We start from the raw sequence: 22,594 nt of genomic DNA, 5'->3' as shown, positions 1-22,594 counted from the left end.
TCAGATCAAGCCTTGCTTACTCGCTGCGTACACCGCCTCGGCTCGCCGGGAGACGGCGAGCTTGCGCATGATGTTGCTGACGTGAAATTTCACCGTCGTTGCCGAGATGAACAGTCGGGTTCCGATCATGTTGTTGGACAAGCCCGTCGCGAGCAGCCTGAGCACTTCGAGCTCACGGTCGGTCAAGCGCTCGATGCTGCTCGGTGTGCCGTTGAGTGATCGAACGACGGCAGAGGCACTGCGTGAATCGAAGGCGCTCTCCCCGCGCGAGACGGCACGGATCGCACGAACCAACTCGGTGGTGTCGACATCCTTGACCACGTATCCACGCGCCCCGGCGTGCACGGCCTCCACCACGAGTCGGTCGTCGAGAAATGTCGTGAGCACCAGCAGACCGATTCCGTTGTGCGCCTTCGCCAGTTGCGCGCACAGAGCAAGCCCCTCGTAGTCCGAGCTGGCGGAGAGCTTGAGGTCCATCAGCACGATGTCGGGCTCGACCCGCGCGACGACGGCCAACCCCTCCTCCCGGGTGGACGCTTCTCCCACGATCGTCAGATCCGACTCGCGTTCGAGTACCGAGCGCAGCCCGTCCCGCAGAATTGCGTGGTCGTCGACCAGCACGATGCGCACCGTAGGTGCCGCCACCTGCCCCATGCCCGTGCGAACCGTCGGAACGCTCACTGTGTTTCGCCCTTCTCGGATTGGTTCTGGAACGGAATGCGCACTGCAACGCGCACACCGCCGGTTCGGGCTCGGCGGATCTCGAGGACCCCGCCGTGTTCGCGGGTACGGGCCGCCATGTTCGCCAGTCCGCGGTGACGGCCGTCGACGTCGGTGGATTCGGCCATGTGCAGCATCATGCGCAAGTGGGCCGGATCGCCGTCGCCGTCGTCGGCAATCGACAGCTGCACCTGATCGGGCGAATAGGTCAAACGCAGAATTGCTCTCGAGGCATGCGCGTGCACCGCGGTGTTGAACAATGCTTCGCCTGCAATGCGGAGCAACGCGTGCTCGCATTCGCTGCTCAACTCGACGGGAGTTCCCTCCACGCGCAGCGAGACCTGCAGTTCGTCGGGCATGTGAACCACGGAAAGCTGTTCGAGCATTTCGGGAAGCGACGTCCGATCGGCGTCCTGCGGGTGATTGAGCGCGTAGATCGCCGACCGCAGCTGATCCACAGCTCTACGAGTCAGATCCTTGGCAAGATCCAGCCTGCCACTGCGCTCTTCGTCCGAGATGGCGCTTCGACACACTTCGATCTGCATACCTGCGGACAACACGGCCTGGGTAACGCTGTCGTGCAGTTCGCGAGCGATGCGGTGGCGTTCGTCGTCGAGCACCTGATGGCGATGCGCGGCACCCAGTTGCCGTTGTGTCAGCAACAGTTCGGCATTGCGGGCTGCGAGATCTGCCGCTGTTCGGTTCGCCTCGGCATAGGCACTCTCGGTGCGCTCGAGTAAATGCCGCCGACTCTGAAACAGAGCCGAATTCTGCAGGGCCACAGCAGTTTGGCTGGCGAGAATGCTCAATACCGCGGCATCGGTGGCGTCCAGCACCCGCTGCTCACCGGTCCAGGCAGCAAAGGCGCCCACGACGCCGCCGTCGAACGCGATCGGCACGAAAGCATGATGAGCAGAGATCACAGGGGTCAGCCCGTCGCCGCACGTCGACTGTCGGATCGACTCGAGGCAATCGACGACGTCGTCCGGCAGCGGTGGCCCCTCGACGTTGTCCACCAGAAACGGTGTGGCGTCGGGACCGAGTACCAGTCGGCGCGGTCCGGCATCGGGGAACGCGCCGTCGGCGAGTGCGAAGACGACCCAACGCGCACTCAGGTGCGCGCGGGCGGCCTCCGCCACCGCGCACACCAGTGTTTCCGGACCGTCTACCGTGCGCACCAGCGCCCGTGAGATCAGCTCCAGCGCATAGACAACACGTTCCAAACGTTCTGCCGCGCCGCGATACTGGGGGTAGAACGTGTTCTTGCCCGAGCGGAGCCCGGTGAGCAACGACAGGTCGGGCCCGGATGTCACAGCGCACTCCTGAACAGCTCGACCATTTCGCGGTGCGTGGCCGACCGTGGATTGGTGGACATGCAGGCATCACGTAATGCATTGGTGGCCAAAACATCCAGATCCGATTCGCTCACACCGATCTCCGCAAGACCGGTAGGAACACCGACCTGACGCGCGAGGCGGTCGACTCGGTCTGCCACGGCCATGGCGGCCTCCTCCGGCCTGGCCCTGCCCTCGGGCAATCCGAGGCTCGTGGCGATGGCCACGTAGGGCAACGGATCCTCCGCGGCATTGAAGCGGATGACGTGCGGTAGCAGCACCCCGTTGATCACTCCGTGCGGGAGGTCGAGCAGTCCTCCCACCTGATGGCTCATGGCATGCGTGGCACCGAGGATGGCGTTGGTGAAGGCCAGGCCGGCTTCCAGGCTTGCCTGCGCCATCGACCCGCGCGCCGCCATGTCGGTGGGCTCGTCGATGGTGCGAGCCAACTGTGACATCACCATGGTGATGGCTCGGAGGGCATGGTGGTCGGTGAGCTGGTTGTGACCCAGCGAGACGAATGCCTCGATTCCGTGCGTCAGGGCATCCAAACCGGTTGCTGCGTTGAGCCATTCGGGCATCGTGGTGAGCAACATCGGATCGATCACGGTGATGTCAGGAACGAGGGCACGGCCGAGGATGGTGATCTTGGTCGAGCGTGCGGTATCGGTGACGATGCAGAACTGCGAGACGTCGGCCCCGGTGCCGGATGTCGTCGGCACCATCACCAGCGGCGGGATCGGCCGAGTGGCCTGATCGACCCCCTCGTAGTCCAGGATTCTGCCGCCGTTGCCCGCAAGGATGGCAATCCCCTTGGCCGCATCCATGACCGACCCTCCGCCGATGGCCACCAACACGTCGCAGCCGAAGTCTGCGTAGTAACCGTGCCCGGCCTCGATCTCGACATCTTTGGGATTGGGTGTCAGCGCACTCCAGACCTGTGGCTCGAGTCCCTGCGCAACCAGTAGGTCGACCAGCTGCCCTGCCCAGCCGCTGTCGATCAGCCCCGAGTCCGTGACGAGCATCGGCCGGACCCCGCCGAGGCGGCGCGTCGCGTGCGCGACCTCGCCCAGCGAATCCGGACCGAACACGATCTCGGGCGCATGGAACTTGAGCACTCGCGGTGTCTCGGCCCTGCTGCGCTGCGCATCGAGGTCGTGCAGCGCCTTGCCGACGTTCGCCGTAGCTGCCTGGTCCACCGTTCACACCCTCGCTGTCTTCGGTCCACACTATCCGGACCTGTGATTCAGGTTACAACCTTACGAGCGGGACGGGTGCGATCCCACCAGCACCGGGCCAGGTTCGTACCTACCCGATCGGGTAGGTACCGGTGCGATCCGGTCAGGACAGCGCATGCCCCAGTTCGGCCGCCTGGGCCGTCAACTGCTCCCCGTCCCGCGCGACCACCACCCGGTCGCAGATCTGCTCGTATTCCTCCATCGAGCACGCAGCCTGCGCCCAGTAGCGGCGAGCTTCGGGGGTGATCCACGCGATTCGGTGCACCTTGGACCGAATCTCTTCCAGTGCGTCGAGTCCGGACGGGCGTCCGTTGCATCGACCGTCCCCCACGATGATCACAGCAGTGCGCTTGTTCAGCACATCCCCGTGCGAGTCCAGGAGATCGGTGAAGGTCTTGCCGTAATCGCTGCTGGCTTCGAGGTCCAGTCGAGCATCCGCGAGTACGGCTGCCAACGCACCGTCGCCGGTGCTACCGAGCAAGGTGGTCGTCACGTCCACCGGCGCGTCCACGAAGCCCATCACCGTGCACCGGTGCGCGCGCGAATGCATGGCCTGCGCGAGTCTGAGCGTGAATGCGGTGATCGGCCGCACCGAGAGCGAAACATCAGCCAGTACGAGCAGTCTCACCTTGTCGGGTACAGGTGTATTTGTCATCAGACGGAAGGGAATTCCGTCGGTACGCAGACTGGAACGGACGGTGCGTCGCATGTCGAGTGGGCCGCGTGAATGTTCGCGTGGTCGGGGGCGTGGAGTTCCCCGCATGTGTTTCAGAACTTCGTGACTCGCACGCTCGATCTCGGCATGCCGGCCGATCGCCTGCACCGCGCCGTCGACCGGCACCGGTGACGACATCGTCCCGGTCACATCTCCCAGCGCCGCAACGAACGCCTCGACGGCATCGGTGATCCGATCCCACATTGCCGCACTCAGCTCGCCGGAATCGCCGCCGTCACCGTAGACGCTGCTCGGATCGTATGCGTCGAACCACGCCAGGATTCCGGCCGGATCCTCCCAGTTCAGCTGTCCTGCAACGGCTCCACTCGTGCTCGACGCCAACTCCCCGGCCGCCGTCGACCCGGAACGCTCGAGGTCCACTGTGTAGGTGACGCCCCGTCGGCCCATGTCGCCGTCGGTGTCGATGGACAGATCGTGATCCTCGGACGACAGACTGATGTCGTCGTCGTCCTTGTGGGGGTTGAAGCCCTTGTCTGCTTCGGGAGCGTCGAGCAGATCGCCGATCTCGACGGCTCGCTCGTTGTACTCGGCGTACTTCGCCGCCTCCTGGTCCGCTCCCACGTCCAGGTCCGTGGGAAGTCCGCCTGCCACTTGCACGCCGACCGACGAACGATGCTCGTCCACAACGCTTTCTGCCGCGTCTCGAAACAACGTCTCGAACGCGAGATCGAAACCATGCTGTTCATGGTCGTACTTCGCACACGTCGCGCGCAACGCCGCGCGCAGAACCGTCAGGTCACGTGCACCGAGAAGGCCGAGGACGCGTCGCACTTCGATGACCTCGGCCGGCGACGCAGCGACACCGTAGCGGCGCAGCGTCCGCCCGAACACTGCGGCGAGGACATCGAGTACCACCGATGCCGAGAATGTCCGGTGCACAGTCATCGTCGTATTCCGATGCCACCCTTGTCGCGTCCGCCGTGCCCACGAAATGCGGTCGCGGTCGTGTTGACTATCGCCCCAAGCGATGTCGGTGCGTGGGTTGTCTCCGCGATCGGTCCCGCCATCGCGATCTTCATGTCCGACGAATATTTGACCAGGGCCGCGAGCAGGTACTTGCGGGTCTCGTCGGTATGACCGAAAACCGACGCGATACGTGCCGCGTCGATCACTTCCGAGATCGACGGACTCTTGCGCAGCGGTAGTTCGCGCAGTTCGGTTGCCAAATCGACGATCTCGGCCACGATGTGCGCGGGCACCTCGGGCGCGCGAGCGGTGACGATCTCTCGTTCACGCGCAGCCGTCGGGTAATCGAGATGGAAGTGCAGGCAGCGTCGCTTGAGCGCCGAGGACAGCTCACGAGTGTCGTTGGAGGTCAATATCACCCACGGATCGCTGCGTGCGGTGAAGGTGCCGACCTCGGGAATGGTCACCTGCTTCTCGGCGAGCACTTCGAGCAGCAGGGCCTCCATGGACTCCTCGGTGCGATCGACCTCGTCGACGAGCAGAACCACCGGCTCCTCGGACAGCACCGATTCCAGCAGGGGACGCACCGACAGGAACGGTTCGGAGTACAAACCGAAGTCTTTGGCCGCAAGCATCTTCGAGGCGTCGTCGATGTCGGTGACGTGTTGGGTGAGCGCGCCGATGTGCTCGCGCAGCATCTGCACGTGCAGCAGTTGCTTGGCGTAGTCCCACTCGTACAGCGCTCGGTTGTCGTCGAGACCCTCGTAACACTGCAGGCGCACCAGCTTGCGGCCACTGGCCGCAGCAAGGGATTTGGCAAGCTCCGTTTTGCCCACGCCCGCAGGGCCTTCGAGCAGCAGCGGGCGATCGAGCGCTGTCGCAAGATGCACCACGGTGGCGAGGTCGTCGTCGGCGATGTAGTCCTGCTCCCCGAGCGCGCGCTGCAGATCGGCGGAATCGGTGAATCGAACGGTGCCGGGGTCGTCGCTACGCACTGTCGACAGCGAGGTCATGTGTTTCCCTTCGTGGTGCGGCGGAGCCGCAGTGGTGCGGTTATGCGCCGCCCGGGGCACATAACCACACCACTGCGAAGCATCAGTACGACTCGTTGATCGCGTGCGAGACGACGGGGATCATCGATTCGACGGTGACCTCACGGGGGTTACCCGGGGTGCACCAGTCTTCCTGGATGTGCTCGGAGATCTTCAGAACCGACTTCTCGTCGCCCTTGATCACGTCGCCCTTGCCGGAGTACTTGCCGGTGTTCATCCGGTTCTTGTCGTAGGTCGCCGAGCGAATCGATCCGAAGTTGTCGGGAATGCCGACGTCCTTGGCGAGGCGGATGGCGGCTTCGACGGCAGCGTCGGCGGCTTGAACGGTGGTCATGTTCTTGGTGTCGACGCCCATGGCCACGGCGATCTCCGCATAGCGCTCGTAGCGTGAGGGCAGGTTGTACTCCCACACGCGCGGCAGAGCGATGGCGTTGTTCAGGCCGTGAGCGCTGTCGTAGAAAGCACTGATCGCGTGCGAGATCGAGTGGATGACACCGAGTCCGCCGGAGTTGAACGCCTGCGTGGCGATGTACTGGGCATTCATCATGCCCTCGCGAGCCTTCAGATTGCCCGGGTCGTACACGGCCTCGCGGAGGTGCTTGGACACCAAGCCGATCGAGTAGATCGCGTTACCCAGCGACGGCGCGAAATCGAGACGCGAGACGTACGGCTCGGCACCGTGCGCGAGGACGTCGAAGCCACAGAACGCGGTCCACTGCTGGGGGCAGGTGTAGTAGAGCAGCGGATCGTCCAGTGCCAGAGTCGGTGTCGACGCCTCGTCGAAGGCGAGCCACTTGTGCGGCTTCTCCATGTCCGAGGTGTCGGTGATCACGTAGGCCCAAGATGTCTCCGAACCCGTTCCGGCAGTGGTCGATACGGCGATGTGCGGCGGGTTCTGCTTGTTCGTGGACTTGGAGAATCCCTCGAACTCGTTGATGTTGCGGCCGTCGTGAGCGACCACGACGCGGATGCCCTTGGCTGCGTCGTGGCTCGAGCCACCACCGACGGAGATGACGCTGTCGCACTGCTCCTTCTGATAGAGCGCGGCGCCGTCCATGACGTTGTAGTCCTTGGGGTTCGACTCGACCTTGTCGTAGAGAACCACCTCGACGCCCTGGTACTCGATCTTGCCGATCAGTTCCTCGATGATGCCCGATCCGCGCAGACCGGTCGTGACGAGCAGCGAGCGCTTGAACCCGAGTTCCTTGGCCTCGACACCGATCATGTCGTGGGCACCGACTCCCAGCTTGGCGCGCGGCAGCGGGTGAAACTCCTTGATGGGAAATTCCCAGATCTGATTGAGCTCGATAACCATCGGTGTCTCCTCGGTGAGTGTGAGTCGAAGACGCCTTCCTCTGTGATCGGCGTCTCACTGGTGACCACACTGACTGCCCGGCACCGCGATGGGAACACCCAGCCGGGCGAACTCTGCCAACGACGCACCGAACTACCCGATCGGGCAGGGCTCCTCGCTCATCCTCGGTAGGGGCCACTCGACCGAGATTGCTGCACTAGCGATCTCGACGCTGAGCCATGGAAAAGCCGAGAACCGAGATCAGCGCGAGCGTGATGACGAATCCTCCGTACAGTTCCACCGTCGTGCTCAGACCGAGGCGGTGCACCGCCAGCCCGGCGACCACTGCGGGCACGCTGAACGCGAGGTAGCTGATGACGAACGTCGTGGCGAACACTCCGCCTCGCTCCGCAGCGGGGACGAGCGCACCGAGCGTGCGCATCGCGCCGAGAAAAGTTGCTCCCCAACCCGACCCGGCGATCACAGCACCGACGAAGTACAGCCCGATCGAGCCGATCTCGACCGAGACCAAGGTCAGCGCCACACCGATTGCGAGCACAGTGGCGCCGATCATCATCACCCTGCGAGGAAATCCGTTGCGCACCACGGCAGCTGCTATCGAACCCGAACCGAACAGCGCGAAGATCTCCAACCCGCCCACGATGTGGTTGTCGACACCGAAGACAGTGCCGATGATCGAAGGACCGAGCGAGAGGTGAAACCCGCCCAGTGACCAGGTGGCGAACAGAGCCGGCGCTATCAGAAGAAACGGTGCCCGCACGGACTTCGGAATCGACGCTCGCGGCAGCAGCGTCGACGCGAGGTGGCGTCGAGAATCGAAGCCGCGCATCGCCGACGTCTCCGGCACGAACAGCAGCGCCACCGCGAGGACGAGCGCCGCGCCGACCAACAGAGCGAACACGAGGATCTCCGGTGCCGGTGCCAACTGCACCAGCAACCCGGCACCGAGTGCCCCGCCCGCCAACCCGAGAGAGGGCGCGATGCTGTTGAGCAGCGGCCCGGTCGATACGTTCGGCTGCAGATCGATGACCGCTGCGCTCATCGCACCCGTGGCCGCGCCTGCAGCAATTCCCTGTACTACGCGAGCCGCGATGAGAAGGGGCACACTGTCGGCGACGATGAACAGCACCAGGCTGACGATCAGCAACAGCAGCGACGCGATCAGAATGGGCTTGCGCCCGATGTGGTCCGACAGACTGCCGACGGTGAGCAACGTGAGCAGCAGAGCAAGTGCATACACGGCGAAGATGACCGTGAGCGTGATCGCGCTGAATCCCCAGGCCTGCTGGTAGACCGGATACAACGGGGACGGTGCCGCCGAGGACGCCATCAGAACGATGAAGGCGACGCCGACAACCCAGAAGGCGTACCGGTGCGGCATCCTCACCGCAGTCCTTCCGGTACTACTCCGAACGTCCACGTCGACCATGTGTTGTCCCTCCACTGCAGCGACCGTTACCTCAGTGAAGGACAACGCGTAGGAAGGTCTTACATTCCCGACGACTCAGAATCGCTGCACACCTGCGCTGTCGAGCAGCAGCTGTCCCTCGCGGTAACGCTGCGCGCTCGCAGGCAGTTCGCCCTCGACTCCACTGAGCCACACCGATACGCGACCGGTTCCGGAAACAGCCGAACCGACCTCGTCGACGCGTCGAACCGTCTGGTTGGCAACGGCCTCGGCGCTGTCGAACATCGACACCTGGGTGGGCAGCTTCGCCACGATCTCGCCGAGCACCAGCGGATAGTGCGTGCACCCCATCACGATGGACTCGACGTCGTCGGGAGTGGACGCCACTGCAGCGGTGATCGCTGCGCTGATGCCAGTCGCGTCTCCGCGGTCGATCGCATCGGCAAGACCATGGCAGGCCACACTCGTCACCGTCCGATGCGACGCGAATTCCTCGATCAAGCGCGCTTGATACGCACTTGCCGTCGTCGCTGCCGTCGCCCAGATCGCGATCCGATCACTCACCGCCGCAGCGGGTTTGATCGCCGGCACGGTCCCCACCACCGGCACGGAATCACCCAGCGCGGCCCGCACGTGGCTCAGCGCCGTCACACTGGCGGTATTGCACGGCAGCACGACCACCTCGGCACCGAGGTCGACGGCGTGCTGCGCGGTACCGACCACCCGGTCGATGACCCACCGGTCCGGCTTGGGGCCCCACGGGGCGTTGTCGGGGTCCATCATCAGCACCAGATCGAGCTCGGGACGCAGACTGCGCAGCCGTGCAGCCGTCGGGACCATTCCCAGACCCGAGTCGATCAGTGCGACGATCATGCCAGCGCTTGCTCGACGTCACCGACCAGATCGGCGCCGTCCTCGATACCGACCGACAGCCGCACCAGGTCGTCGGGAACTTCGAGCAACGAACCGGCAGTCGACGCATGGGTCATGGCACCGGGATGTTCGATCAATGATTCGACGCCGCCGAGAGACTCTGCGAGAGTGAAGATTTCGGTCTTGGCGCAGAAGTCGAGTGCCGCCTGCTTGCCGCCCGCCAGGCGAACCGAGACCATGCCGCCGAAGCGTCGCATCTGCTTCGCGGCAACCGTGTGAGACGGGTGCGATTCGAGTCCGGGGTAGATGACCTGCGAGATGGCCGGGTGCCCGTCGAGGAATTCGACGATCTTCTCGGCGTTGTCGCTGTGCCGTTCCATCCGCAGCGCGAGGGTCTTGATGCCGCGCAAGGTCAGGAACGCGTCGAACGGTCCCGGTACTCCGCCCGCTCCGTTCTGCAGGAACGCGAACGCCGTATCGAGTTCTTCGCTGTCGGTCACCAATGCGCCGCCGACGACATCGGAGTGTCCGCCGATGTACTTGGTGGTCGAGTGCAGCACCACGTCGGCACCGAGGCTCAGGGGCTGCTGCAGGTACGGCGACGCGAAGGTGTTGTCGACAACGAGCTTGGCCCCACCCTCGTGCGCGACGCCCGACAGCGCCTCGATATCACCGACGTTGAGCAACGGGTTGGTGGGCGTCTCCACCCAGACGAGCTTGGTGTTCGGGCGCATCGCTGCGCGCACCTCGTCGACGTCCGACACCGCGGCCACCGAGTACTCGATGCCCCACTGGGTGAACACCTTGTCGATCAATCGGTACGTGCCGCCGTAGGCGTCGTTGGGGATGACGAGATGGTCGCCGGGACGCAGCGCCGAGCGAAGCAGGCAGTCCGTGGCCGCCATGCCCGAGGAGAACGCCCGACCGTAGGTGCCGGACTCGATGGCCGCGAGATTGGCTTCGAGCGGACGACGCGTCGGGTTGCCGGTGCGCGCGTACTCGAATCCGCTGCGCATGCCGCCGACGCCGTCCTGGGCGAAGGTCGAGCTGGCGTAGATCGGCACGTTCACTGCGCCGGTCAGCGGATCCGGCTCGTAGCCGGCGTGCACCGCCTTGGTGGAAAAGCCCTGCCAGGACGTGTTGTCTGCCTTGCTGCGCTGCTCACTCATGGCCTCCACCCTAATCGGCCTGCGTCGCCCGGCGGGGGCGTGGGTAACCTGCGAAGACAACCCCCAGCGGAAAGAGGCACCGTGGCCAACTCCCAGAGCGTCGACGAACTGTTCGCGATCGATTCACTCCTCGACGACGAGGAACGCCAGATCCGGGACACCGTCCGCAAGTTCGGCAACGAGCGCATCCGTCCGCACATCGCCGACTGGTTCGACGAGGGCACGGTGCCGGCGCGAGAACTCGCCAAGGAACTGGGCTCGCTCGGCCTGCTCGGCATGCACCTCGAGGGCTACGGCTGCGCCGGAACGTCCGCGACGGCATACGGCCTGGCCTGCCTCGAACTCGAAGCCATCGACTCCGGCATCCGTTCGCTGGTTTCGGTGCAGGGCTCGCTGGCGATGTTCGCGATCTGGAAGTACGGCTCCGAGGAGCAGAAGCAGCAGTGGCTCCCGGGAATGGCCGAGGGTTCGCTGATCGGCTGTTTCGGTCTCACCGAAGCCGATTTCGGATCGAACCCCGGCGGCATGCTCACCCGCGCCAAGCGCGACGGTGACGACTGGATCCTCAACGGCAGCAAGATGTGGATCACCAACGGACCGGTCGCCGACGTCGCCGTCGTATGGGCGCAGACCGACGACAAGATCCGTGGTTTCGTCGTACCGACCGACGCACCGGGATTCACCGCGAACACGGTCAAGAAGAAGCTCTCGCTGCGTGCCTCGATCACCGGCGAGTTGGTTTTCGACGACGTTCGACTGCCCGCCGACGCGATGCTGCCCCAGGCCCGCGGTCTGAGCGGACCGTTGAGCTGCCTCAACGAGGCCCGCTTCGGCATCGTCTTCGGCGCGATGGGCGCAGCTCGGGACTGCATCGAATCGGCCATCGAGTACTCGAAGACCCGCGCAGTATTCGACAAGCCCCTCGCCGGATATCAGATCACCCAGGCCAAGCTCGCGAACATGGCCCTCGAACTCGGTAAGGGGCAGCTACTCGCACTGCACCTGGGTCGGCTCAAGGACAAGGGTCAACTGCCGGGTGAGCGAGTGTCCCTGGGCAAGCTCAACAACGTGCGTGAGGCCATCAAGATTGCTCGAGAATGCCGAACGATCCTGGGAGCCAACGGAATCACGCTCGAATACCCGGTGCTTCGACACGCCAACAACCTCGAGTCCGTCCTCACCTACGAGGGCACGTCCGAGGTACATCAACTAGTGATCGGGCAGGCGCTGACCGGCTCGAGCGCGGTGCGGTAGAGGCTCTGGGTCGTGCGCGTTTTGCGTACTTCAGGGTACGCAAAACGCGCACGAGGGCTAGGCACCCTTGCTGAGGAATCCGAGCAGGTCGTGGCGAGTGATGACGCCGACGGGCTTGCCTTCTTCTACGACCATCAGCGCATCGGATTCGCCGAGTGCCTTGGTGGCGTCGGAGACGGTTTCGCCCGCACCGATCAATGGGAACGGCTCGCTCATGTGCTTGGCGACCGGGTCGGCCAACGCTGCGCGACCCTCGAACACGGCACTGAGCAGATCCCGCTCGGTGACGCTTCCGGCAACCTCGCCTGCCATGACAGGCGGCTCGGCTCCGACGACCGGCATCTGGGAAACGCCGTACTCGCGCAGAATCTCGATGGCGTCGCGCACGGTCTCGGACGGGTGAGTGTGCACCAGATCCGGCAGGGCGCCGGACTTTCCGCGCAGCACTGCGCCGACGGAGGTCTCCTCGGTTGTGCCGTCCAGACGCGAACGCAGGAATCCGTACGACGACATCCACGAGTCGTTGAAGATCTTTGCCAGGTAACCGCGTCCGCCGTCGGGCAGCAGAACGACGACCAACGCGTCGGGACCTTCGCGCTCGGCAACCTGGATCGCAGCCACGGCAGCCATACCGCACGAGCCGCCGACCAACAGGCCTTCCTCGCGGGCGAGGCGACGGGTCATGTCGAAGGAGTCGGCGTCGGAGACGGCGATGATCTCGTCGGGGATGGACGGGTCGTAGGCGGTCGGCCAGAAGTCCTCACCGACACCTTCGACGAGGTACGGGCGTCCCGTGCCGCCGGAGTAGACCGACCCCTCGGGGTCGACGCCGATGACCTTGACCTTGCCGCCGGAGACCTCTTTGAGGTACTTGCCGGTGCCGGAGATGGTGCCGCCGGTGCCGACGCCTGCGACGAAGTGAGTGATCTTTCCGTCGGTGTCGGCCCAGATCTCGGGGCCGGTGGTCTCGTAGTGGCTGGCCGGTCCGGCCGGGTTGGAGTACTGGTTGGGCTTCCAGGCTCCCTCGATCTCGCGAACGAGTCGATCGGAGACGCTGTAGTAGCTGTTGGGGTCCTCGGGTGCGACGGCCGTCGGGCAGACGACGACCTCGGCTCCGTAGGCGCGCAGCACGTTGCGCTTGTCCTCGCCGACCTTGTCGGGGCACACGAACACACACTTGTAACCGCGCTGTTGTGCGACGAGCGCGAGACCGACGCCGGTGTTGCCGGACGTGGGTTCGACGATGGTGCCGCCGGGCTTCAGTTCGCCGGACGCCTCGGCCGCGTCGATCATCTTCACGGCGATGCGGTCCTTGGACGAACCACCCGGGTTGAGGTACTCGATCTTGGCCGCGACCGTGCCTGCACCGTCGCCGATGACGGTGGACAACTTCACCAACGGGGTGTTGCCGATGAGTTCGGTGATGTGCTGAGCGATGCGCATTGCACCATCTTCCCAGATGCAGGTATTCGACTCTCGGCCACTGCCGTCGACGCCCGCCTACGATGGTGTCGACGGCGCGACGAGAGGGATCGATCTGTGACGGCGAGCGGATGGCGCACCGCTGCGAAAGCGAGCGCCGCGACGGTACTTGCGGGCTCTGGAGCAGGGACTGCATCCTGGGCCGCCTACCGACATCTCATGGGACAGGCCGCTGCGGCGCGCGGCGTCATCGGGCGTACCACCGCCAAGCCACCGGAGGCCGACGGCGTCTACACGGCGGGCTGCGCAGCCCCCGAACGGTGGCGATTGGGAAGTTCAGCAGATATTCATCTGATGATCTTCGGCGACTCCACGGCCGCGGGCGTCGGCTGTGTCGTTGCCGACGAAGTCCCGGGCGTTCTGCTCGCCCGCGGCCTGGCCGAGGAAACAGGTCAGCGAATCCGATTGAGTACCAAGGCAATTGCCGGTGCCACCTCGAAGGGCCTCGAAGGCCAGGTCGATGCGATGTTCGTCGCGGGTCCGCCGCCCGATGCGGCGGTCATCTTCGTCGGCGCGAACGACGTCACCAAGAAGTTCTCCATTCCCGCATCGGCGGCCAGACTGGGCGACGCGGTCGAGCGGTTGACGGCCAAGGGCTGTGTGGTCGCCGTGGGGACGTGCCCCGATCTCGGTGTCGTGACTGCCATTCCGCAGCCGCTGCGCACCGTCGTCCGCAATTGGGGTCGACGCCTGGCGCATGCTCAGACGGCCAGGACGCTCAGCGCGGGCGGACATCCGGTGGCCCTGGCGGATCTGCTCTCCCCCGAGTTTCTCGCGGCCCCCGACACGATGTTCTCGGCGGATCGCTTCCATCCTTCGGCCGCCGGCTACGAGCTCGCCGCGCAGCAGATTCTGCCGGTGCTCGCATCGGCGCTCGGGGTGTGGCACGGTGGCCCGCTGCCCGAGCTGCCGACCGTGTCCGCCGCCGCCGAATCACGCAAGGCCATCCCCCGCGCCACGGCCGCACTCGACCGCTTCCTGCGCAGGAGAACCGCCGAGCTCGATGCCGAGATCAGCACTGCGTGGGACGATCTCGTACGTCGTGGCGGCGGTGGATCGGCGGGGTTGTAAGTTCGATCGGGAGACATCGCCTACTCGGCGGTAACAGAGCAGGTAAGCAGTATCGATTCGAAGGAGATCTCATGCCAGAGGCAGTCATCGTCGCCACCGCGCGCTCACCGATCGGCAGGGCGATGAAGGGGTCGCTCAAGGACATTCGTCCCGACGACCTCACCGCTCAGATGGTCGCCGCCGCGCTGGCCAAGGTGCCTTCGCTGGACCCGAAGGACATCGACGACCTGCTCCTGGGCTGCGGTCTGCCCGGCGGCATGCAGGGCAACAACCTCGCTCGCATCGTCGCAGTGCAGCTCGGCTACGACTCCCTGCCAGGAACGACGATCACCCGCTACTGTTCGTCCTCGCTGCAGACCACCCGAATGGCGCTGCACGCGATCAAGGCAGGCGAGGGTGACGTGTTCATCTCCGCTGGTGTCGAGAGCGTGTCCAGCTTCATCCATGGCAGCTCCGACTCGCTGCCGGAGAGCCACAACCCGATCTTCGCCGACGCCGAGGCCCGCACCAAGAAGGCGCAGGAAGAGGGCGCGGACAGCTGGACCGATCCCCGCGAGAACGGCGAACTGCCCGACGCGTACATCGCGATGGGCCAGACGGCCGAGAACGTCGCGCTGCTCACCGGCATCACCCGCGAGGATCAGGACCACTGGGGCGTCCGCAGCCAGAACCGCGCAGAAGAGGCCATCAACGCCGGCTTCTTCGAGCGGGAGATCACCCCGGTGACCCTGCCCGACGGCACCGTCGTCAACACCGACGACGGCCCTCGCGCCGGCACCACGTACGAGAAGATCAGCCAGCTCAAGCCGGTCTTCCGTCCCAACGGCACCATCACCGCGGGCAACGCGTGCCCGCTCAACGACGGCGCAGCAGCACTCGTCATCATGAGCGACACCAAGGCCAAGGAACTGGGCTTGACGCCATTGGCGCGCATCGTCTCCACCGGAGTCACCGGCACGTCCCCCGAGATCATGGGCCTCGGCCCCATCGAGGCCACCCGTAAGGCGCTGAAGATCGCGGGGATGTCCATCTCCGACATCGACCTGTTCGAGATCAACGAGGCGTTCGCCGTGCAGGTACTCGGTTCGGCTCGCGACCTCGGCATCGAGGAGGACAAGCTCAACGTCTCCGGCGGTGCCATCGCGATCGGCCACCCCTTCGGCATGACCGGTGCGCGCATCACCACCACGCTGCTGAACAACCTGACGACACAGGACAAGACGTTCGGCGTCGAGACCATGTGCGTCGGCGGCGGCATGGGTATGGCCATGGTGCTCGAACGCCTCAGCTGATCCGAGACATCACAACGAAAAAGCCCCGCCCTCTTCAATGGAGTGGCGGGGCTTTTCGCGAGAGTACTAGTCGTTCTGGAAGTAGCTCAGCAGACGCAGGATCTCGACGTACAGCCAGACCAAGGTGATGGTCAGGCCGAGGGCGACGCCCCAGGCTGCCTTCTCCGGTGCCTGTGCACGGATCAGCTGATCGGCCTGATCGAAGTCCAGCAGGAAGCTGAACGCGGCGATACCGATGCAGACGAGGCTGAAGATGATGGCCAGCGGTCCGCCCGAGCGGAGTCCGAAGCCGTCTTCCATGAAGAAGCTGGCGACGAGGTTGCCGAGCATCAGCACGACGACACCGATGAGGGCACCGACGACCATGCGGGTCAAACGCGGGGTGACGCGGATCGCGCCGGTCTTGTAGACGATCAGCATGCCGAAGAACACGCCGAACGTGCCGAGTACTGCCTGACCGATGAGGGCGGATCCGCCGACCCCACCGAACTCGACACCGGTGAACATCAGCGACAGTGCACCGAGGAACACGCCTTCTGCGGCGGCGTAGGCGAGGACGATCGCCTTGTTGTCCATCTTGCGACCGAAGGTCGCGAACATGACCAGGCCGAACCCGATCAAGCCGCCGCCGATCACGAACGGCACGGCCAGGTCGGTGTTGTTGGAGACGAGCAGGTACGAGATGATCGCCGTCACGCTCAGCACACCGAGGGTGATGCCGGTCTTGGTGACGACGTCGTCGATCGTCATGGCCCGCTGTGCGGGCTGCGTGGTGTACGGATCGGCCTGCGTTCCGGGATGCTGGCCGAAGGTTGCGGCCTGCGAGGCTCCAGCCGTCGCAGATCCGAATGTGGCGTAGCCGCCGCCCTGCTGCTTGGGCAGGTTGCGGAACACCGGGTTGCTGGAGGTGCGCACCGTGTCTCTTCCCTTCGTAAGTTCTGATCCCCACCGGGGATCTCCCCGCCGGTCACCAGTAGAACGTCTGATATCCGGACAAAAGTTCCCGAACGGAGAACTTCTACGACGGACAAAACGGACTCTACCGGGTACGCCCTCCATACGCGGACACGACCGCGTGTGTGACACCGAATCGAAACGGGCACTATGAGGAAATGGCAATCGAAGACGGACCCGACCAGACTTTGGACCCCAGCGAAAGCGTCGACTCCGACGAGGTGCGCAACGACGACGGCGACACCGTGGTCGATCCCCCGGACCACTGGAGCGAGGCCAACAGCTTCGGCACCACAGCCCGTGAGGCTGCCGAGGGCGAGAGCCTGGACCTCAAGCTCAGCGAGGAAGAACCCGACATCGCGGTCGAGGAGGAGCTCGACCGCCCGATCACCGAGACCCCCGACGACGAGTTGACCGAGGAATTGGTCGACCACGTCGTCGAGGAATCCGACGAGGATCCCGATATCGACTACGCCGAAGGCCAGCGTCAGGCGGAGATCGTCGAAGGAACCCTCGTCGAGGACCGCGGGCGCAACCGCGGCCAGATCGACGGCTCCCCCGAAGACGGCGGCCCGGTCACCTGACACTCACCGTTGCTCGCTCGGCCGCACCGAGCGAGCAACGGTGAACTTGCCGTTGCGTCCCATGAGGTCGGTGGGACCAACGGCGTCGGCCAGTTCGCGTCGATAGTTCAGGTGAGTGTTGAACACAGTCCACAGTTGGCCGCCGGGCCGCAGCACCCGACCGGCGGCAGCGAACAGTTTGCTCGCCCCGCCCGTATGCACGGCAGCACCTTCGTGAAACGGCGGATTGCAGACCACCAGATCGACCGACTCCGATTCGAAGGTGGACATCGCATCGTCGGCGATCACCGCGATCCGAGTCCCGTTCGCCTCCGCCGTCGCCGCTGCCGACGCGATAGCTGCAGCCGAACGATCGGTAGCGATCACTTCTAGATCCGGCCTGGTTCGCGCCAGCTCTGCTGCGAGAATGCCTGTGCCACAGCCCAAGTCGACGGCCGTGCGAGCACGCGGCAACATCTTCGGAACGAACTCGAGCAGGAACCGTGTCCCGATGTCCAGGCCTGCGCCGGCGAACACAGCGCCATGGGCCACGACCGTCATGTCGATATCCGCGAGACGTTTGCTCACCGGATACGTCATCGCCGACGCCACCGCCCCGGTCGCGGTGAGCACTCGGGCTTTCTGCCGGCCGCGGCCGGCCGTGACCGTCGCGAAGGACCGTCGTAGCACGTCGTTCATGGCGGGGGTCATGTGTTTGTCTCGCCCACCTGCCAACACCACCACGTCCGCGGTCGCGTGCGCCGCGATGTGCTCGGCGATTTCGGTGAGCTCGGCCAGACCTCGCGGCAACTGCATCAGTACCGTGCCGACGCCGTCGAACAGCTCGGCACCGAGCCTGTGCTGGGTGTACGAACCGCTCATGGCAACCCGTGCAGCGTTCAGTTCGAGCGCCCGCACGCCGGTGACGGCGTCCTGATGGACCCGCACATCGGTGAAGCCCAACGCCACGGCACCGAGGGTGAGGGCACCGTACCGGTCGCCGATCACTGCGATCGGTGCCGTTCTGTCGACTCCCGGGCGCTCGTCGACGGTATCGAGTACCAGACGGTCCGCAGCGTCGACGGCGTGGAGGTTGGGTGCCTCGGCGTCGGGTTCGCGGCGCAGGGCGTCGAACAGAGTTTCATCAGGCACCCGAGCAGTATCCCACCCGGCTGCGTGTGACCTTTCGCGTTCGTTCCCCAGGCGCCACCGTCGTGCGCGTTTTGCGTAGGTGGACCTACGCAAAACGCGCACGAGGGGGTACGGGTTGCAGCAAAGCCAGCGCGGCGAGTGGCTATTGCGGTCGACTAGGGGCATGCTCGGGGAATGGAACACAAAGACAAGAACGAGGCACTCTTCAGCCATCCCGACGACGCGTCGACCGATGCACACGCCGAAGCTTCGAAGCCTGCCGTTTACACCGCCCTGTTCAGCGGCGCGAACGAATAACGGCGCACTTCGTCGTCAAGACAGATAACGCAGGTATTCCAAGGCCTTGGTCGCGTGCACGTGACCGCGTTCGCTCTGCACAACCATCCGCACCACTCGGTGCCGATCTATCACGAATGTCGTCCGCTTCACGGACAGTAGCTGCCGCAAGTACCCACGATTGGCCGCATGCGCCCGCCCGCGTTCGAGCTCACGAAGCCGACGCCGCCGGGTGAACCACCCACCTCGCCGCACTCCGAATTGTTCGGCCACCGCGCCGTCGGAATCGGACAGCAGTGGAAAGTCGAAGGACCTCTGCAGAGCGAAATGTTGATTCTTGTCGCGGGTGTCGGTGCTGATCCCCACTCGCTGCGCACCGAATCTGCTGAATTCTGTTCCGAGGTCGCGGAAATGGCAGGCCTCGGCGGTGCAAATGGGACTGTTGGCCGCAGGATAGAAGAACAGCACCACCGGGCCCGATGCCGTCAGCTCGGAGAGCGCACGGGATTCACCGGCATGATCGAGGAGCTCGAAATCCGGGGCCGTCTGTCCGATTCGCATGACGCAGAGGCTACCGCTCAGTCCTGAACCAATTCGGCGACGAGCCGCCCGCGCAGATGTTCATCGATACCCAGGTGACTCAGATAAGCCTCGAACGACCCGTGATTCGACGTCACAGCCTGCATTCCGCGCTCCAGATAGGACGCGCGGACTCCCAACAACGCCTCCCCGGGCCCTCGGGCGTCATCGGTACCTGCCCATGTCCGGCGCACATGGGCGAGCAGCGGCTCCACTGCAGCATTGCTGGCGAGGTAGTCGGCGAGGATCTCGTCCTCGCTCACTCCGGCGGCCCGCAGCACAGTCGCGACGGTCCACCCGGCCCGATCCTTACCCGCGGCGCAGTGCACCAGAACTCCGCCTCGCCCGGCGGCAATAGCCTCCGCCACCTGCTTGATCGCGTGCGCCGCCCCGTCCAGCACCGGAAACGACGCGTACGCGCGGAGCAGGTAGTCGACCTGACTCTGTTCTTCGTGGGTCGGAGCCTCGTGCGGAGCGCGCTCACCGCTGTCGTTGTGGAACGGCACCGAGATCGACTGCACGCCGTCCGGAACTCTGTCGACACCACTTCGTGCGATCTCGGAGTCACTGCGAAAATCGAACACCGTGCGTATCCCGAGATCGACCACGGCGCGTTGTCCGCTCTCGGTGAGAGCACTCAATTCCGATGCGCGATAGAACTTTCCGGGCCGAATCCTCGAGCCGTCGGCAGTGCGAACACCGCCGAGGTCTCGAAAGTTCCAGGCCCCGTCGAGAGCGAACTGATCGTGCACACGGGCGTCGGGCATGATCTCGACTGTATAGAAGTGAGGTGGTGGAGAAGCAAGGCCGGGCTCAGACGCGGGGTACGAGCCACTTCCGCAGCCGGGAGGTGACGAACGGCATCACTACATAGACCATCAACGGCGTGCACATCATCACCACGACCGCCGTTCGCAGGGCCACGTTCAACCCCGTCAAATGTGGTGTGAGAACGATGTTGACCAGCAAGCTGACGGCATAGAACGCCACGCCGATCGAAATCGCCTGCTTCCACCGGGGTGGCGGGCCGCCGATCACTCGAACTGCGTCGGTCAGGTTGGACTGCGGCTCGAACCATCCCTCCACGCCGGAAAGACGATGTGTTGCAACGTCGTCGGCGATGGGCCTGCCGCTGCTGAGCCAGCGGCGTCGAGAATCCGAGTGCAGCCACGCGTCGAGGTTGTCGTGGGTCTCGAACCGGTACACCACGTGGTAGTCGTTGGATCCGCCGGAACTGCGCAGCCAGCCGCCACCGAGAAAGCCGGGGAAAGTTCGAACGAGATCGATACCGCGATCGGTCCATTCGACGAAATCTGCTTCGTACCCCTCGCGAACGCGCCGTGCGACCGAGGTCGTGACGTGATCGAGCGTGTCCGTCGTGGTCATGCGGTACCCCTCCTGCACGTGTTCGTCTCGGCTTTTCCGTTCTACACAGAGTGCGGCCCAGTGGACCAGCTTTCAAATCAGGGGCCGAGATGTAGATGTATGGCCCTCGAGTGCGCCTGGTGTGGCAGTCTGTCCATACAGACCCCTCGTGAACGACCTGGAGTGGACGGATGGCACAAACCGAGTACGAGCTCGACGACGTGGATCGACGCATCGTCACCGAGCTGAGCCGTGACGGCCGAATGTCCATGCGCGCATTGGCCGAGGCAACTCACATCTCCCGGGCACACGCCTACGTACGCGTGGATCGCCTCCTCGACGAGGGCGTCATCGAGGGGTTCACCGCACGCATCGCCTACGAGAAGGCCGGAGTCGGCGCATCCGCCTATGTGGCACTGTCCATTCGGCAGGATTCGTGGCGTGCCGTCGCCGACGACCTGAGTACCTTCCCGTTCGTCGAGCACGTCAGCTTGATGGGCGGTGACTTCGATGCGCTCGTTCTGGTCCGTGCTCCTGACACATCGGCACTGCGACACCTGGTGCTGGACAAGTTGCAGGGACTCGACGGGATACTGTCGACCCGAACCTGGTTGATCTTCGACGAGGCGGTCGGTCCCGGCGCTCAGTGGACCGTCCAGCCTGAAATCACCCAGCCGAGGAATGGGAGAACTCGATGAGCACGTCTGTTCGCGACACGCCTACCACCGATGTAATAGTTGTCGGCGGCGGAATCGGCGGTGTCTCGCTCGGATACGAACTCGCGAGCGATCACCGAGTCACCCTGCTCGAGCGCGAGAAGACCCTGGCCTTCCATACCACCGGACGCTCGGCCGCGCTGTTTCTGGAGACCTACGGCAACAACACGATTCGTGCTCTGACGACGGCCAGCCGAGACTTCCTGGAGAACCCGCCGGAGCACTTTCGATCCGAACTGCTCGCCCCGCGCCCCCTGCTCCAGTTCGCGTCCATCGGACGAGGCGACGCGCTCGAAGCGATGTACGCCGACGTCAGCCGCTTGACGCCCGACGCACAACTGGTTTCGCCTGCCGACGCGCGCACATTCTTTCCGCCGCTGCGCCCCGAATTGATCGATTGCGCTCTGTACGAGCCGCATTCGATGGAAGTCGACGTGCACGCCCTGCATCAGGGCTACGTGCGAGGGCTCCGTACGCGGGGCGGGCGTGTCAACACCGGTACCGGGGTGAGTTCACTGAGGCGCATCGACGGCCTGTGGCACGCGCACACCACCGATGGGTCGACACACACTGCTCCGCTCGTCGTCGACGCCGCGGGCGCATGGGCGGATGTCCTCGGCGCGATGGCGGGTGCCGAGCCTATCGGACTCGTGCCCATGCGACGCTCGGTGTTCATGGTGGCCGCACCCGAGGACCTCGATACCGCACACCTGGCGACATTGAGCGACATCGACGAGAAGTTCTACATCAAACCCGAAGGCGCACAACTACTGTGCTCGCCTGCGGACGAGACGCCCATCGAGCCGAGCGATGCCCGTCCGGACGAGTTGGAGATCGCCCGAGCGTTCGACGACATTGCCGAGGCGACCACGTTGACGGCCCGGCATGTGCGGTCGTCCTGGGCCGGCCTGCGCAGCTTCGTGCCCGACCGAACTCCGGTCGTCGGATTCGATCCGAACATCGAGGGTTTCTTCTGGTGCGCCGGTCAGGGTGGGTACGGAATCCAGACGTGCGCGGCGCTGGCCAGAGTCGGCGCGACTCTGCTACGGCGGCAACCACTTCCGATCGATGTGACCGAGCGCGGGCTCGACGAAGCGGACCTGTCGCCCAGCCGCTTCGGGTGAGAGGCGCTTCGCGCC

The 22,594-nt window shown here is 64.8% G+C and carries 21 protein-coding genes; 6 read left to right on the top strand and 15 right to left on the bottom strand.

Annotation, left to right across the window (positions count from 1 at the left end; genetic code table 11):
* From ACQR3T_RS02800 to ACQR3T_RS02760, 9 genes are all read right to left on the bottom strand, one after another.
* The gene (locus ACQR3T_RS02800) at positions 1 to 654 is read right to left on the bottom strand and encodes a MadR family response regulator transcription factor (RefSeq protein ID WP_032378026.1); all 654 of its coding nucleotides are present in this window, start codon (positions 652 to 654) and stop codon (positions 1 to 3) included.
* Positions 655 to 677: 23 nt separating this feature from the next.
* Positions 678 to 2,033 carry a MadS family sensor histidine kinase gene (locus ACQR3T_RS02795; protein ID WP_032376595.1) on the bottom strand — a complete coding sequence of 452 codons (1,356 nt, stop codon included), beginning with the start codon at positions 2,031 to 2,033 and terminating at the stop codon, positions 678 to 680.
* Entirely contained in the window at positions 2,030 to 3,217 is a 1,188-nt protein-coding gene (locus ACQR3T_RS02790; protein WP_428693039.1) for an iron-containing alcohol dehydrogenase, read from the bottom strand. The genes ACQR3T_RS02795 and ACQR3T_RS02790 overlap by 4 nt, the downstream gene beginning before the upstream one ends.
* Positions 3,218 to 3,395: 178 nt before the next feature.
* Complete coding sequence (gene madC, locus ACQR3T_RS02785) at positions 3,396 to 4,913, bottom strand: MadC family VWA domain-containing protein (protein WP_428692469.1); 1,518 nt, start codon at positions 4,911 to 4,913, stop codon at positions 3,396 to 3,398.
* Entirely contained in the window at positions 4,910 to 5,947 is a 1,038-nt protein-coding gene (locus tag ACQR3T_RS02780; protein WP_428692468.1) for a MadB family AAA-type ATPase, read from the bottom strand. The genes madC and ACQR3T_RS02780 overlap by 4 nt, the downstream gene beginning before the upstream one ends.
* A gap of 82 nt (positions 5,948 to 6,029) precedes the next feature.
* Positions 6,030 to 7,301, bottom strand: a complete 1,272-nt coding sequence (mdo, locus tag ACQR3T_RS02775) for an NDMA-dependent methanol dehydrogenase (protein ID WP_428692467.1) — start codon at positions 7,299 to 7,301, stop codon at positions 6,030 to 6,032.
* Positions 7,302 to 7,497: 196 nt separating this feature from the next.
* Positions 7,498 to 8,682: an MFS transporter gene (locus ACQR3T_RS02770; RefSeq protein WP_230594469.1), complete on the bottom strand. Its 1,185-nt coding sequence runs from the start codon at positions 8,680 to 8,682 to the stop codon at positions 7,498 to 7,500.
* 123 nt (positions 8,683 to 8,805) lie between these two features.
* The gene (locus ACQR3T_RS02765; RefSeq protein ID WP_428692466.1) at positions 8,806 to 9,582 is read right to left on the bottom strand and encodes a glutamate racemase; all 777 of its coding nucleotides are present in this window, start codon (positions 9,580 to 9,582) and stop codon (positions 8,806 to 8,808) included.
* Positions 9,579 to 10,751, bottom strand: coding sequence for a cystathionine gamma-synthase (locus ACQR3T_RS02760; protein ID WP_428692465.1), 1,173 nt, complete (start codon positions 10,749 to 10,751; stop codon positions 9,579 to 9,581). The genes ACQR3T_RS02765 and ACQR3T_RS02760 overlap by 4 nt, the downstream gene beginning before the upstream one ends.
* An 81-nt stretch (positions 10,752 to 10,832) precedes the next feature.
* On the opposite strand from ACQR3T_RS02760, the gene ACQR3T_RS02755 reads away from it, so the two are divergent.
* On the top strand, positions 10,833 to 12,005 hold the full coding sequence (locus ACQR3T_RS02755; RefSeq protein WP_428692464.1) for an acyl-CoA dehydrogenase family protein: 1,173 nt from the start codon (positions 10,833 to 10,835) through the stop codon (positions 12,003 to 12,005).
* A gap of 57 nt (positions 12,006 to 12,062) precedes the next feature.
* Here the strand turns inward: ACQR3T_RS02755 and ACQR3T_RS02750 are convergent, their stop codons facing one another.
* Positions 12,063 to 13,448 (bottom strand): cystathionine beta-synthase, encoded by a 1,386-nt coding sequence (locus ACQR3T_RS02750; RefSeq protein ID WP_032376587.1) that lies wholly within the window; start codon positions 13,446 to 13,448, stop codon positions 12,063 to 12,065.
* A 96-nt stretch (positions 13,449 to 13,544) separates the two neighbouring features.
* On the opposite strand from ACQR3T_RS02750, the gene ACQR3T_RS02745 reads away from it, so the two are divergent.
* Both ACQR3T_RS02745 and ACQR3T_RS02740 read left to right on the top strand, forming a co-directional pair.
* The gene (locus tag ACQR3T_RS02745; RefSeq protein WP_428692463.1) at positions 13,545 to 14,558 is read left to right on the top strand and encodes an SGNH/GDSL hydrolase family protein; all 1,014 of its coding nucleotides are present in this window, start codon (positions 13,545 to 13,547) and stop codon (positions 14,556 to 14,558) included.
* Between the two features lie 71 nt (positions 14,559 to 14,629).
* Positions 14,630 to 15,850 (top strand): acetyl-CoA C-acetyltransferase, encoded by a 1,221-nt coding sequence (locus tag ACQR3T_RS02740; RefSeq protein WP_032376585.1) that lies wholly within the window; start codon positions 14,630 to 14,632, stop codon positions 15,848 to 15,850.
* Positions 15,851 to 15,916: 66 nt separating this feature from the next.
* Here ACQR3T_RS02740 and ACQR3T_RS02735 read toward each other — a convergent pair whose 3' ends face one another.
* A complete protein-coding gene (locus ACQR3T_RS02735) occupies positions 15,917 to 16,765 on the bottom strand; it encodes a Bax inhibitor-1/YccA family protein (RefSeq protein WP_032376584.1) in 849 nt (282 codons plus the stop codon).
* A 197-nt stretch (positions 16,766 to 16,962) separates the two neighbouring features.
* Between ACQR3T_RS02735 and ACQR3T_RS02730 the strand changes: the two genes are divergently transcribed.
* Positions 16,963 to 17,388, top strand: a complete 426-nt coding sequence (locus ACQR3T_RS02730) for a hypothetical protein (protein ID WP_032376583.1) — start codon at positions 16,963 to 16,965, stop codon at positions 17,386 to 17,388.
* Positions 17,389 to 17,391: 3 nt separating this feature from the next.
* Here the strand turns inward: ACQR3T_RS02730 and ACQR3T_RS02725 are convergent, their stop codons facing one another.
* The 4 genes from ACQR3T_RS02725 to ACQR3T_RS02710 all read right to left on the bottom strand — a co-directional run bounded on the left by ACQR3T_RS02725 (position 17,392) and on the right by ACQR3T_RS02710 (position 20,760).
* A complete protein-coding gene (locus tag ACQR3T_RS02725) occupies positions 17,392 to 18,519 on the bottom strand; it encodes a class I SAM-dependent methyltransferase (RefSeq protein WP_428692462.1) in 1,128 nt (375 codons plus the stop codon).
* A 312-nt stretch (positions 18,520 to 18,831) separates the two neighbouring features.
* Positions 18,832 to 19,356 (bottom strand): peroxiredoxin, encoded by a 525-nt coding sequence (locus ACQR3T_RS02720; RefSeq protein ID WP_428692461.1) that lies wholly within the window; start codon positions 19,354 to 19,356, stop codon positions 18,832 to 18,834.
* Between the two features lie 17 nt (positions 19,357 to 19,373).
* Entirely contained in the window at positions 19,374 to 20,141 is a 768-nt protein-coding gene (locus ACQR3T_RS02715) for a tyrosine-protein phosphatase (RefSeq protein WP_428692460.1), read from the bottom strand.
* Between the two features lie 46 nt (positions 20,142 to 20,187).
* Positions 20,188 to 20,760 carry an antibiotic biosynthesis monooxygenase gene (locus ACQR3T_RS02710; RefSeq protein WP_094616422.1) on the bottom strand — a complete coding sequence of 191 codons (573 nt, stop codon included), beginning with the start codon at positions 20,758 to 20,760 and terminating at the stop codon, positions 20,188 to 20,190.
* A gap of 170 nt (positions 20,761 to 20,930) precedes the next feature.
* On the opposite strand from ACQR3T_RS02710, the gene ACQR3T_RS02705 reads away from it, so the two are divergent.
* Both ACQR3T_RS02705 and ACQR3T_RS02700 read left to right on the top strand, forming a co-directional pair.
* The gene (locus ACQR3T_RS02705) at positions 20,931 to 21,437 is read left to right on the top strand and encodes an Lrp/AsnC family transcriptional regulator (protein WP_428692459.1); all 507 of its coding nucleotides are present in this window, start codon (positions 20,931 to 20,933) and stop codon (positions 21,435 to 21,437) included.
* The gene (locus tag ACQR3T_RS02700; protein ID WP_428692458.1) at positions 21,434 to 22,579 is read left to right on the top strand and encodes an NAD(P)/FAD-dependent oxidoreductase; all 1,146 of its coding nucleotides are present in this window, start codon (positions 21,434 to 21,436) and stop codon (positions 22,577 to 22,579) included. The genes ACQR3T_RS02705 and ACQR3T_RS02700 overlap by 4 nt, the downstream gene beginning before the upstream one ends.
* Positions 22,580 to 22,594: the final 15 nt, after the last annotated feature.

It is taken from the genome of Rhodococcus sp. IEGM1428 (assembly GCF_050321865.1).
GTDB lineage: Bacteria > Actinomycetota > Actinomycetes > Mycobacteriales > Mycobacteriaceae > Rhodococcoides.
Note: the sequence above shows the minus strand (reverse complement) of the source record. Positions and strands in the feature narration are given on the sequence as shown.

Excerpts from the sequence above, each read along its gene's own strand:
- ACQR3T_RS02800 (WP_032378026.1), bottom strand. The coding sequence starts at position 654 with ATGGGGCAGGTGGCGGCACCTACGGTGCGCATCGTGCTGGTCGACGAC.
- madC (WP_428692469.1), bottom strand. The coding sequence starts at position 4,913 with ATGACTGTGCACCGGACATTCTCGGCATCGGTGGTACTCGATGTCCTC.
- ACQR3T_RS02780 (WP_428692468.1), bottom strand. The coding sequence starts at position 5,947 with ATGACCTCGCTGTCGACAGTGCGTAGCGACGACCCCGGCACCGTTCGA.
- mdo (WP_428692467.1), bottom strand. The coding sequence starts at position 7,301 with ATGGTTATCGAGCTCAATCAGATCTGGGAATTTCCCATCAAGGAGTTT.
- ACQR3T_RS02770 (WP_230594469.1), bottom strand. The coding sequence starts at position 8,682 with ATGCCGCACCGGTACGCCTTCTGGGTTGTCGGCGTCGCCTTCATCGTT.
- ACQR3T_RS02765 (WP_428692466.1), bottom strand. The coding sequence starts at position 9,582 with ATGATCGTCGCACTGATCGACTCGGGTCTGGGAATGGTCCCGACGGCT.
- ACQR3T_RS02760 (WP_428692465.1), bottom strand. The coding sequence starts at position 10,751 with ATGAGTGAGCAGCGCAGCAAGGCAGACAACACGTCCTGGCAGGGCTTT.
- ACQR3T_RS02750 (WP_032376587.1), bottom strand. The coding sequence starts at position 13,448 with ATGCGCATCGCTCAGCACATCACCGAACTCATCGGCAACACCCCGTTG.
- ACQR3T_RS02740 (WP_032376585.1), top strand. The coding sequence starts at position 14,630 with ATGCCAGAGGCAGTCATCGTCGCCACCGCGCGCTCACCGATCGGCAGG.
- ACQR3T_RS02730 (WP_032376583.1), top strand. The coding sequence starts at position 16,963 with ATGGCAATCGAAGACGGACCCGACCAGACTTTGGACCCCAGCGAAAGC.
- ACQR3T_RS02720 (WP_428692461.1), bottom strand. The coding sequence starts at position 19,356 with ATGCGAATCGGACAGACGGCCCCGGATTTCGAGCTCCTCGATCATGCC.
- ACQR3T_RS02715 (WP_428692460.1), bottom strand. The coding sequence starts at position 20,141 with ATGCCCGACGCCCGTGTGCACGATCAGTTCGCTCTCGACGGGGCCTGG.
- ACQR3T_RS02710 (WP_094616422.1), bottom strand. The coding sequence starts at position 20,760 with ATGACCACGACGGACACGCTCGATCACGTCACGACCTCGGTCGCACGG.
- ACQR3T_RS02705 (WP_428692459.1), top strand. The coding sequence starts at position 20,931 with ATGGCACAAACCGAGTACGAGCTCGACGACGTGGATCGACGCATCGTC.
- ACQR3T_RS02700 (WP_428692458.1), top strand. The coding sequence starts at position 21,434 with ATGAGCACGTCTGTTCGCGACACGCCTACCACCGATGTAATAGTTGTC.